Annotated in this window: 12 protein-coding genes; 6 read left to right on the forward strand and 6 right to left on the reverse strand. The window is 68.8% G+C overall.

The window, feature by feature from the left end:
• The 5 genes from RUW20_RS02335 to fabG all read left to right on the forward strand — a co-directional run.
• Positions 1 to 788 (forward strand): polysaccharide deacetylase family protein (locus tag RUW20_RS02335; protein ID WP_313950587.1); only part of this gene is annotated, 788 nt, incomplete at its 5' end.
• Positions 789 to 957: 169 nt separating this feature from the next.
• The gene (locus RUW20_RS02340; RefSeq protein WP_313950588.1) at positions 958 to 2163 is read left to right on the forward strand and encodes a beta-ketoacyl-[acyl-carrier-protein] synthase family protein; all 1206 of its coding nucleotides are present in this window, start codon (positions 958 to 960) and stop codon (positions 2161 to 2163) included.
• Positions 2151 to 2963 carry a beta-ketoacyl synthase chain length factor gene (locus RUW20_RS02345; RefSeq protein ID WP_313950589.1) on the forward strand — a complete coding sequence of 271 codons (813 nt, stop codon included), beginning with the start codon at positions 2151 to 2153 and terminating at the stop codon, positions 2961 to 2963. The genes RUW20_RS02340 and RUW20_RS02345 overlap by 13 nt, the downstream gene beginning before the upstream one ends.
• Positions 2960 to 3433, forward strand: a complete 474-nt coding sequence (locus tag RUW20_RS02350) for a 3-hydroxylacyl-ACP dehydratase (RefSeq protein ID WP_313950590.1) — start codon at positions 2960 to 2962, stop codon at positions 3431 to 3433. Before RUW20_RS02345 ends, RUW20_RS02350 begins: the two co-directional genes overlap by 4 nt.
• Positions 3430 to 4152, forward strand: coding sequence for a 3-oxoacyl-ACP reductase FabG (fabG, locus tag RUW20_RS02355; RefSeq protein ID WP_313950591.1), 723 nt, complete (start codon positions 3430 to 3432; stop codon positions 4150 to 4152). Before RUW20_RS02350 ends, fabG begins: the two co-directional genes overlap by 4 nt.
• Before the next feature lie 105 nt (positions 4153 to 4257).
• Here fabG and RUW20_RS02360 read toward each other — a convergent pair whose 3' ends face one another.
• Positions 4258 to 5031 (reverse strand): class I SAM-dependent methyltransferase, encoded by a 774-nt coding sequence (locus RUW20_RS02360; protein WP_313950592.1) that lies wholly within the window; start codon positions 5029 to 5031, stop codon positions 4258 to 4260.
• A 162-nt stretch (positions 5032 to 5193) separates the two neighbouring features.
• On the opposite strand from RUW20_RS02360, the gene RUW20_RS02365 reads away from it, so the two are divergent.
• Positions 5194 to 5871 carry a phosphatase PAP2 family protein gene (locus RUW20_RS02365; RefSeq protein WP_313950593.1) on the forward strand — a complete coding sequence of 226 codons (678 nt, stop codon included), beginning with the start codon at positions 5194 to 5196 and terminating at the stop codon, positions 5869 to 5871.
• Between the two features lie 68 nt (positions 5872 to 5939).
• Here RUW20_RS02365 and RUW20_RS02370 read toward each other — a convergent pair whose 3' ends face one another.
• The 5 genes from RUW20_RS02370 to RUW20_RS21600 form a co-directional block, all read right to left on the reverse strand.
• The gene (locus tag RUW20_RS02370; RefSeq protein ID WP_313950594.1) at positions 5940 to 6692 is read right to left on the reverse strand and encodes a glycosyltransferase family 2 protein; all 753 of its coding nucleotides are present in this window, start codon (positions 6690 to 6692) and stop codon (positions 5940 to 5942) included.
• The gene (locus RUW20_RS02375; protein WP_313950595.1) at positions 6689 to 7492 is read right to left on the reverse strand and encodes a lysophospholipid acyltransferase family protein; all 804 of its coding nucleotides are present in this window, start codon (positions 7490 to 7492) and stop codon (positions 6689 to 6691) included. Before RUW20_RS02375 ends, RUW20_RS02370 begins: the two co-directional genes overlap by 4 nt.
• 124 nt (positions 7493 to 7616) lie before the next feature.
• On the reverse strand, positions 7617 to 8603 hold the full coding sequence (locus tag RUW20_RS02380; protein WP_313950596.1) for a hypothetical protein: 987 nt from the start codon (positions 8601 to 8603) through the stop codon (positions 7617 to 7619).
• Positions 8600 to 9934 (reverse strand): NAD(P)/FAD-dependent oxidoreductase, encoded by a 1335-nt coding sequence (locus RUW20_RS02385; RefSeq protein ID WP_313950597.1) that lies wholly within the window; start codon positions 9932 to 9934, stop codon positions 8600 to 8602. The genes RUW20_RS02380 and RUW20_RS02385 overlap by 4 nt, the downstream gene beginning before the upstream one ends.
• 455 nt (positions 9935 to 10389) lie before the next feature.
• The gene (locus RUW20_RS21600) at positions 10390 to 10479 is read right to left on the reverse strand and encodes a DUF1615 family protein (protein WP_409559287.1); all 90 of its coding nucleotides are present in this window, start codon (positions 10477 to 10479) and stop codon (positions 10390 to 10392) included.
• Between the last annotated feature and the right edge of the window lie 5 nt (positions 10480 to 10484).

Genomic DNA, 10484 nt, shown 5'->3' on the forward strand with positions numbered 1-10484 from the left:
GCCCGACCCCCTGCCTGCTGCTGTCGGCCGTCGTCCATGTCGCGGCCCTCGCCAGCCTGATCGTCCAACCCGCGCATTGGCCGCTGCCGCTACTCGCACTCGGCGTCAATCACCTGCTGCTCACCGCCGCCGGGCTGTGGCCGCGCAGCCGCCTGCTCGGTCCCAACTGGAGCCGCCTGCCGGCCGCCGCCGCCGCCCGCAGGGAAATCGCCATCACCATCGACGACGGGCCGGACGCCGAAGTCACGCCGGCGGTCCTCGAACTGCTCGCCGCGCACAATGCGCAGGCCACTTTTTTCTGCATCGGCAGCCGCGCCGAACGGCATCCCGGGCTGGTCGCCGAGATCGTCCGGCGCGGCCACGACGTCGAGAACCACAGTCAGCACCACCGGCACAGCTTCTCGCTGCTCGGTCCGGCCGGCTTCGAGCACGAGGTCAGCGCCGGACAGGCGACGCTGGCCCGCCTCAGCGGCCGCCGGCCGCAGTTCTTTCGTTGCCCTGCCGGGCTGCGCAACCCCTTCCTCGAACCGGTACTGGCACGCCACGACCTGCAGCTGGCGAGCTGGACCCGGCGCGGCTTCGATACCCGCGAAAGAGATCCGCACAAGGTGCTCGCGCGGCTCGCCAAGGGCCTCGCCGCCGGCGACATCCTGCTCCTGCACGACGGTCACGCCGCGCGCAGCCACTCGAGCGGCCGGCCGCTGATTCTCGACGTCCTGCCGTCCCTGCTCGCGGCCTGCGCCGCCGCCGGGCTGCGTCCGGTGCCGCTGTCAGCCGCCCGCAAGTGAACAGCGCCAACGGCAAGCGCCTGCCGCACGTGCCCTCGGCGTCGAGGTCGCCCCGCCAGGGCGCCGGGGCAGACCTTTAGCCGGGAAACTGCGGCGGGCCCGGGTCGCCGCCGCGCAGGTAAGCCCGATTTGATAGAATCCCCGGCTCGACCCGCTCGTCCGGACTGCCGTGCGCCCACTCCTGCTTCGCCACTTCACCGCTGCCAGCTGCATGGGCAGCGGACTCGATGCCCTGCGCGAAGCCTTGCGTGCCAATCACAGCGGCTTGCGCCCTTGCCAGTTTGCCGACGCCAGACTGTCCACCTGGACCGGCGAAGTAGCGAAGGTCGACGCCACCGCGCTGCCGGCAGCGCTCACACGCTACGCCTGCCGCAACAACCGCCTCGCCCGCCTCGGCCTGATGCAGGACGGTTTCGAGCAGGCCGCGCGTGACGCCGCGGCTCGTTTTGGCGCCCGGCGGGTAGGCGTCATCCTCGGCACCAGCACCGCCGGCATTTTCGAAACCGAGCTCGCCTACCGCCAGCGCGAGCCGGCCAGCGGCGCGCTGCCGGCCGCCTTCGACTACCGTGGCGGGCACAACGTCTTCTCCGTCGCCGACTTCGTGCGCCGGGCCCTCGGGCTCGGCGGTCCGGCCGCCGTGGTGTCCTCCGCCTGCTCCTCCAGCGCCAAGGTTTTCGCCAGCGCCGCGCGCCTGATCGACAGCGGCGTCATCGACGCCGCGGTGGTCGGCGGCGTCGACTCGCTCTGTCTCACCACGCTGTACGGCTTCAATTCGCTGGAACTGCTGTCTGCCGAGGCCTGCCGGCCGTTCGACAGCGAACGTGACGGCATATCGATCGGCGAGGCCGCGGCCTTCGCGCTGCTCGAGCGACCAGCCGGCGCCCTGCCCGCGGATGCCGTCCTGCTCACCGGCTACGGCGAATCCAGCGACGCGCATCACATGTCCTCGCCGCACCCCGATGGCCACGGCGCACGCCTGGCCATGGCGGCCGCCCTGCAACGCGCCGGCCTGTCGCCCGCCGAGATCGGTTACATCAACCTGCATGGCACCGCCACCCCGAGCAACGACGCCGCCGAGGGCAATGCCGTACGGGCGCTCTTTGGCAGCCGCACGCCGGCCAGTTCCACCAAGGGCGCCAGCGGCCACACCCTGGGTGCTGCCGGCGGGCTGGAAGCGGTGATCTGCGCGATTGCGCTGCAGGACGGCCTGCTGCCCGGCAGCCCCGGTACCCGTCATGCCGATCCCGCGATCGGCCTCGACTACGTCATCGCCCCGCGCAGCGCAGCGCTGCGCCACGTGCTCTCCAACTCCTTCGGCTTCGGCGGCACCAACGCCAGCCTGGTCTTCAGCCGGGGCGATGCATGCCGGCCCTGACTGCCTACGTGCGCGGCGTCGGCGTCATCGGCCCCGGCATCAGCGACTGGTTCGCCCTGCAGGCAGTCTTCGCCGGCCATGCCGCCCTGGCCAGCGCCCCGACGGCGATTCCACCCCTCGCCGTGCTGCCGGCAGCCGAACGCCGCCGCGTTGGCAACGTCATCAAGCTGGCGCTCGCCACCGGCCTGCAAACGGTCGCGGCGGCGGCCGCCGACGCCTCCAGCCTGGCCACCGTGTTCGCCTCCTCGGGCGGCGACGGCGCCAACTGTCACGCCATCTGCGAAACACTCGCCTCGGACGACCGGCTGATCTCGCCGACCCGATTTCACAATTCGGTCAACAACGCCGCCTCCGGCTACTGGGGCATCGCCACCGGTGCGCAGGCACCGTCGTCGATCATCTGCGCCTACGACGGCAGCTTCGCCGCGGGCCTGCTCGAAGCGCTGGTGCAAGCGATCAGCGAACAGCGCCCGGTGCTGCTGATCGCGCACGATGCGCCCTATCCGGAACCGCTGCGCGCCGTCCGTCCGATCGCCGATGCCTTCGGCGTCGGCCTGCTGCTGACGGCGCAGGCGTCGGCTGCGGGGCAGGCGCAGATCACCCTGGCCCTGACCGACGAAACCGTCAATAGCCTGGCGAACGCTCCCCTCGAGGCGCTGCGCCAGGGCATCCCGGCGGCGCGCAGCCTGCCGCTGCTGGCGTGCCTCGCACGGCTGCAGAGGCATGCGGAAACTGGCCGGGTGGTACTCGACTATCTCGACGACGTGCGACTCGCCGTCAGCGTCAAGGCCGCGCCATGAGCGCGCCGAACGCCAGCCGCGATCGCCACTGGATCGCTGGTCACATCCCCCACGACGGTGCCATGAGCCTGCTCGAACGGGTCGCGGCGTGGGACACGCAGCGCATTCACTGCCAGGCGCTCAGCCATCGTGCCGCCGACAACCCCTTGCGCGCCGGTGGGCGACTGGGCAGTGCCTGCGGCATCGAGTACGCGGCGCAGGCGATGGCCGTCCATGGCGCGCTGCTGGCGGTGGCCGGTGCGACACCGCGGCGGGGCTACATCGCCAGCGTACGCGGCGTGGAGTTGCTTGCCGAGCGACTCGACGAGGCAGGCGACACGCTCGACATCGTCGCCGAACGCCTCTCCGGCGACGACAACCTGCTGCTCTATGCCTTCGACGTCAGCGCCGACGGGCGCTGCCTGGTGCGCGGACGCGCCGCGGTGGTGCTCGACGCCGAGCGCCTCGCCACCGCTTCCCGCCAGCCATGAGCCGACGGGCCCTGGTCACCGGCGGCAGCGGCGAGATCGGCGCCGCCATCTGTCGCCGCCTGGCGGCCGACGGTTGCCAGGTGATCATCCACGCCCATCGGCGCCGCGCTAGCGCCGAAGCGCTCGCCGCGGAACTCAGCGCGGCCGGCTTCGCCGCCTCGGCGGTCGCTTTCGATCTGACCGACGGAGCGGCCACCGCCGCCGCCATTGCCGCCATCCTCGAGGACGGCGCCGTGCAGGTGTTGGTGAACAACGCCGGCATTCATGACGATGCGATCTTTCCCGGCATGCGCGCCGAACAGTGGCAAGGGGTTATCGACGTCAGCCTGAACGGCTTCTTCCATGTCACGCAGCCGCTGACGCTGCCGATGATTCGCACCCGCTGGGGCCGCATCATCAACATCACCTCGGTCGCCGCAGTCACCGGCAACCGCGGCCAGGTGAATTACGCTGCCGCCAAGGGTGCCTTGCATTCGGCCACCCGCGCCCTTTCGCTGGAACTGGCCAGCCGCGGCATCACCGTCAATGCCGTCGCCCCGGGGATCATCGCCACGGCCATGAGCGCAGGCAGCTTCGATGCCGACGCCATCGCCCGCCTGGTGCCGATGAAGCGCGCCGGCCGCGCCGAGGAAGTGGCCGAGCTGGTCGGTTTTCTCGCTTCCGACCAGGCCGCCTACATCAGCGGTCAGATCATCTCGATCAACGGCGGCATGATCTGACGCCGGCGGCCGTGTCCGTCGCGCTGGTGTGACCTCGTCCGGCCAGCGCGGCAGACCACCCGCTGCCTGTCCCACCCGGCGACCCGCCAAAGCGCCAGGCCACGCTCAGGGCTTGACCGCCTGGTACTCGGCCAACATCGACAGCAGGTGGCCTTCGGTGTGACGACGGGCAGCGCTGAAGCCGGCCGCGGCGAGGGTGTCGATCACCCGCGCCGGCGGCGCGCAGGCGTCGATGCTGTCCCAGTAGTAGCGCCACAAGCGAGCAGTCTCGGCACCGCTGCCGCTGAGGCGCGCCACCACCGGCACGACGCCGCGCATGTAGAGGCGCAGCAGGCTGCGGCCAAACGCGCGTTCGGGTGCCGTGATTTCGAGCAGGCAGATCCGGCCGCCCGGACGAAGCACCCGATAAAACTCCTCAAATGCGGCCGAAAGGTCGCCGATGTGGCGCAGGGCGTAGCCCATGCTGAGGAAATCGATGCTGGCGTTGGGCAGGGGAATCGATTCGGCACTGCCCTCGAGCAGGGTCACCCCGGTCGGCACGCGCGCGTTGGCGAGCATTCCCGAACTGGGGTCGACACCCGTCACCAGGGTCGCATCGCCGACCAGCCGCACCGCCTCGCAGGCGACCAGCCCGGTGCCGGTGCCGACATCGAGCACGCGCATCCCCTTTGCCAGTCCTGCCCGACGTAAAGCCTGACCGCGATACCACGGGCCGCTGCCGAAGGCCAGCAAGCGCTCGACGCGATCATAGTCGGCCGCCGTGCGATCGAAAAGGCCACGGAGGAAACCGCGCCGCTCCTCCTCACCGGCGTAGTAATCGGTCAGCGGGCGGTGCGGGGCATGCACCACCTGATCGTTCGGGGACGAGGGCGTGGTCATCGGAGCTTATCGGCCCGGACATGCCGGGTGACCTGAAAGGAGTGCCGCATTGTGCCGCAAGTTGTCCATGCTGTGGCAATGACGACGCCTGGCGTTCCCCTTGATACACTGCAGGATCCAGGTGCATGCGCGCCAGGATGCTGCAGCCCCCGCCGAGATGTCATGCCCGAAACCCCCTGGTATCAGCCGCTGCCCTCCATCCTCCGGCGCCATGCCGCACTCAAGGCGATCGGCACGACGCTGTTCATCAGCGTGTTCATGGTCGCCTACCTGCAGTTGCTCAAGGCGCCGCTGTTCCCGGCAACGGAAATGCCTCTCACCTGGTTCGACCGTTCGCTCGCCTTTCAGCCGAACGCGCTGCCGATCTATCTCACGCTGTGGCTCTACGTGTCCCTGCCGCCCGCGCTGCTGCAAGAGCGCGCCGAACTGCAGCTGTACGGGCTCGCGATGACCACCGTGTGCCTGATCGGCCTCGCCTGCTTTCTCTTCTGGCCGACGGCGGTTCCGGCAACGGTGATCGATTGGGACAGCTATCCGGGCTTCGTCTTCCTGCGCGCTATCGATGCCACCGGCAACGCCTGCCCGTCGCTGCACGTCGCCACCGCCGCATTCTCGGCGCTGTGGATCGATCGACGCCTGCACGAGCTCGCTGCCGGCGCGGGGGTGCGCTGGGGAAACTGGCTGTGGTGCCTGGCCATCGCCTATTCGACGCTGGCCATCAAGCAACATGTGCTGGTCGATGTCCTGGCCGGCTTCGCTCTCGGACTGGCCGGCGCGGCGTCATCGCTGCATTGGCGGTCTCTCGCGGTCAGCAGGCGCCAGCAGGACGCCCTGACCTGACCGGCCTCCCCGCAAAGAACGAACGGCGGCCAGGCGATCACTGGACGCCGCCGCGCCGGCGCAGACCCTTAGCGGAAACGACGTGCTGCGAGTAGCGGCAGGCGAACCAGGAAGCCGAGAAACAGCCGGGTGTGCATCCACGTCAGCAGGAGGTTGTCGCGCAGGTAATTGAAATGCGAGACGCCGCCTTCGCCGGCGCTGAAATAGCGTACCGGTGCCGGCAGGTTCAGCGGCCGCACGCCGCGCCAGGCCAGCCGCACCACCGCCTCGGGGTCGAAGTCGAAGCGCCGCATCCAGCGTTGGCCGCGCATCACCTGGCGCAGCGGTTCGATCGGATAGACGCGGAAACCGTAGAGCGAATCGCCGATACCCATCCACAGCGTCTCGAGGTCGGCCCAGGCATTGGAAATCTTGCGCCCGCGCACCCGCAGCAAGGGTGCGCTGGCGTCGAACACGGGCTTGCCGAGCACCATGGCAGCGGGGTGGGCGGCCGACTCGGCCATGAAACGGGGAATCAGTTCGGCTGGATGCTGGCCGTCGGAATCCATCGTCAAGGCATGGCTGAAGCCCTCGGCCGCCGCCAGATCGAGGCCGTGCAACACGGCTGCGCCCTTGCCGCCATTTTGCCGCAGCACGATCACGCGCAGGCCGGCGTCCTCCGCCGCCAGGGCGCTCAGGCCTTCCGCCGTGCCGTCCCGGCTACCGTCCACCACCACCCACACCGGCGTCCACTGCGCGCGTGCGGCGCGCACGGTTTCATAGACTTTCGGCCCCGGGTCGTAGCTCGGAATGAGGACACAATGGGTGGTCGATGGGGTCATGTCGAAGCAGCCGGACAAGGCGGCGGCACCAGTTCGGCGCGGGACAGCTCGTCGGCAAAGTAGCGTTCGAGTTGAGCGGCGAACTCGGCACCATCGCGCGGCGGATCGAAGCGCGCACCGAGCCGTACCCGATAGCGGATCGGCATATCGGGCCGGCGAAACAGCGACCAGCCCTTGGACAGATAGGCGGAGTCGGTCTCGATCAGCAGGGTCTGCACCGGCACCTTCGCGCGCCGGGCGATCAGCGCCGTGGTCGGCTGGCACCGGTTGATCGGGCTGCGCACCGTGCGCGTGCCTTCGGGAAAGACCAGCAGCAGGCTGCCGCGCTTGAGGTCGTCGACGGCGCCATGGGCCATTCCGAGCACCGGCTTGTTGCGGATGTAGCGCGCCAGGCGGGCGCCGCCGCCGAGGAAGAGGTTGTCCATCAACGACGCTTTCATGATGCAGGCGACGTCGGGCAGGCGCGAGATGACCATCACCGCATCGAGCAGGCAGGGGTGATTCGGGGCCAGGACCAGCGGACCCGCAGCGCGCAGGGTGTCCAGTTCGTCGAGATCAAAGCGGCAGGCGCCAAGCCATTCGAGCCAGCGGAGGTAGGCATTGAAGCCGCCGCTGATCACGCGACGGCCAAGACGACGACCGGCATCCTCGGGCATCACCACGTTGAGCAGCGCCGCGATCGGCGTCCAGCCCAGGCACATCAGGCCGAGAAAGCCCAAGCCGAGGACCAGGCAGACGTACTCATACCAGCGCGGCAGGCGAGCGCTGGCGGGGGTGGCGACAGGCAATATCGGCAGCATTGGCGGGCCCCTCCCTACGCGCTGGCGAGCCGGGCCGCGGCTTTGCCCGGCCTGCACGGCACGCGGCACGCGCCGAAGCGCCTGGCCAGTGCCCGCCTGACGACAAGCATCGCCACGCAGCGATTCACGCTCGACCCCTTGCCTCGACCCGGCCGCCGGCCTCGATCTCGATCAACAATTCGGCACGGCAGACGTCGGCCGCCACGAACACCAGGCGCTCCGGCGACACGCCCAGGCGTGCGAGCAACAGGGCACGCACCGGCGGCAGGTCACCCGCGTGACGCAGGTAGACCACGTAGTCGAGCTGCCTGGCGGCAAAGGCGGCCCGATCGAGCAGCAGGTTGGCGCCTGCGATCACCGCCAGCAGATTGGCCACCGTCTCCTCTGCCTGTGCCACAACATCGCCCGTATAGCATGAACGGTGGCCGACAATCGCCGCCGTGCCGGAAATGAAGAGGTTTTCGCAAGCCCCCGCCTGCAGCAGGGCCGCCCGCGAAAAGGTCGGGCTGTACGCTCCGTAGTCGTCCGGATAGTGGTAGGCGCTGATCTGGCGCGGGTTCTCAAGGGGAAGCATGGGCCGACGACTGGCGAGGAAGGCGATGCGCAGCGGGCCTGCGGGCACCCCCAGCGCGCAGGCGGCGGGCACCCGCCCCGTCAGCGCCTGGCCGGCGGCGGCAAAGGCCCGCTGGCGGCCGCGATTGAAGCGCCGATAACGTTCGACACCCTCCTCTTGGCGGTTGATCCCGGCCAGATAGTTCCACACGCGCACCAGTACCGGGTAACCCAGTGCCGCCATCGTCGTGAACAGCCGCCGGTAGGCAAGCTCGGTGGTCACGCCGAGCCCATCGCCAGTGCCTGTTTCGTCGATACTGCTTACTCCGAAAAGCAGTTCGCCATCAGCCAGGCAGCGAAACCCGTCGCTTTCCACAACCGCCGCCGCAGGCGACAGCCGCGCCACGGCAACGCCACCCGCCGGACCGGCGAGCAGTGCTGCCGGCACCGCCAGTGCGACGCCGTCGCCTGCCAGCGTATCCGCCCCAAAGACAATGCGGCCGGTGTTGGCGCCAGGCACCAGGTCCACCGTAGTGGGGAAGGCAGGCTGCGCGTTCACGGCCCGACCGAAACGGCGACGTCATTGACGGCGCGGATGTTCTGCCGGCGGCGACGCCACGCGGCAACCGTCTGTCGCGGACGGCAAAGCGCATGCAGGTAGTAGATGACCTTGAAGATGCGCAGGGCACGCCAGATCGGCGTACTGCCGTAGATGTCGCCCGCCAGCACCGAGAGCAGAGCCTCCTCGGTGCGCAGGAAGTTGCGCGGACCCATGAACAGACTGCGCATGGTGGGCGTCGTCATGCGATAGATGAACCACGAAAACTCGCGTGGACCACGCCGCACCACGCGATCGAAACACGCCAGCGCCTGCCGGCGACGCCGCGGCTCGCGCAGGCAGGTGTCGATCGCCTCGCTGCCCGCCACGGCGCTCTGCATCGCCAGCCAGACGCCGGAGGAAAACACCGGATCAATGAAGGCGAAGGCGTCGCCGAGCAGGACATAAGCGTCGCCGTGCGTATGGTCGGTGACGTAGGAAAAATTTCCGGTGGCCTCGACCTTCGACGAAAGCTGCGCATCGGCCAGGCGCTCGGCCAGCGCGGGACAGCTGGCGATGGCCCGGTGCAGAAACTCTTCGAGCGAGCCCTTGCGCGCCTTCAGGCAATGGGGCCAGACCACGGCACCGACGCTGGTCGCCCCGTCGCGCAGGGGGATGAACCAGAACCAGCCATGCTCGAACCAGAAGATGCTGATATTGCCTTCTGCGCTCCCGGCGTGACGCCGCGCACCGGTGAACTGAGCGTAGACGGCCGAGCTGTTGTGCCGCGGATTGCGTTGCTTGGCCTGCAGCCGATTGGCCATGAAAGTGTCTCGACCCGACGCATCGACCAGGAAGCGCGCCCGCCAGACCCGCTCGCTGCCCTCTGCCATCCGTGCCCGCACGACGGCGCCGCGCGCCTGCGGCAGCAGGTCGACATCGCGCACCCGGCACTCCTCGACCACCTCGGCACCCTTGCGCGCCGCATTGCGGAGCAGGATGGCATCGAACTCCGAACGCCGCACCTGGTAGGCCGAGGGCATCGTCTTGTTCCAGGCGTTGGCAAAGTGGAAAGTCTGGGGATGATCGTGCCAGGGCGAAACGAACTCGGCCCCGTGCTTCTCGATGCCGATCGCACGCACCTCGTCGCCCACTCCCAAGCGCTCGAACAGCGGCAGATTCGCCGGCAGCAGCGATTCTCCGATGTGGAAGCGCGGATGACGGGTCTTCTCGAGCAGCGTCACGCGGTGGCCTTTTTCGGCCAGCAGCGTTGCTGCCGTGGAGCCGGCCGGGCCGCCGCCGATCACCAGTACGTCACAGTCAAAAACCGCCGGCGGTGGGATGCCCGTCATTTCGCTCTCGTTGCAAATGGGTGTTCGGGTTGCTGCCACGCCGCCAATTCGGCGCGGTCTTCGCTCAAGTTACTGCATGCCAACTCGTTCTCGGTTTCCCTGGCTCGACGGTCACGCGGCGAGCCGCGCAGTGGGTCGCCGACACGCGATAGCCGCAGGCTCGAGAGCGGACGGCCACGCGCTTCATTCTCACCGGTAAGAGGATAACCGACCGGAGGAAGCAAGGGAGAGCACCGGCACGCCAATCCCTCCGCAAATCAGCAGCGCGGCGACGCGCAGGCAAACTCTTCGCGGCCGCTGGCGCTCAAGAATCCTCAAAGGCTTGCCGTAGAAACCAAAAGCTCGCCAGAAAATCCCGTAAACCATTGCATATGCGTAATTCCAGCACGCGCAATGGGCACTACAAACGCTTGCCAGACGGCTCGCGGGCAGGGCAACGGTCTGGTACCACCTCGTCAGTTCCCGCTGCCGCTCTTCTCAAGGCAACTGTGGTAGCGTCCATCCACCCGCCGGGCGAACCAATCGGTGGTCAGTTGCCGTGTGATCTTGG

The sequence above is a fragment of the Accumulibacter sp. genome (assembly GCF_032229525.1).
Taxonomy (GTDB): domain Bacteria; phylum Pseudomonadota; class Gammaproteobacteria; order Burkholderiales; family Rhodocyclaceae; genus Accumulibacter.

Bases quoted from the DNA above. Each gene is read 5' to 3' on its own strand.
- RUW20_RS02345 (WP_313950589.1), top strand. From the start codon at position 2,151: ATGCCGGCCCTGACTGCCTACGTGCGCGGCGTCGGCGTCATCGGCCCC.
- RUW20_RS02350 (WP_313950590.1), top strand. From the start codon at position 2,960: ATGAGCGCGCCGAACGCCAGCCGCGATCGCCACTGGATCGCTGGTCAC.
- fabG (WP_313950591.1), top strand. From the start codon at position 3,430: ATGAGCCGACGGGCCCTGGTCACCGGCGGCAGCGGCGAGATCGGCGCC.
- RUW20_RS02360 (WP_313950592.1), bottom strand. From the start codon at position 5,031: ATGACCACGCCCTCGTCCCCGAACGATCAGGTGGTGCATGCCCCGCAC.
- RUW20_RS02365 (WP_313950593.1), top strand. From the start codon at position 5,194: ATGCCCGAAACCCCCTGGTATCAGCCGCTGCCCTCCATCCTCCGGCGC.
- RUW20_RS02370 (WP_313950594.1), bottom strand. From the start codon at position 6,692: ATGACCCCATCGACCACCCATTGTGTCCTCATTCCGAGCTACGACCCG.
- RUW20_RS02375 (WP_313950595.1), bottom strand. From the start codon at position 7,492: ATGCTGCCGATATTGCCTGTCGCCACCCCCGCCAGCGCTCGCCTGCCG.
- RUW20_RS02385 (WP_313950597.1), bottom strand. From the start codon at position 9,934: ATGACGGGCATCCCACCGCCGGCGGTTTTTGACTGTGACGTACTGGTG.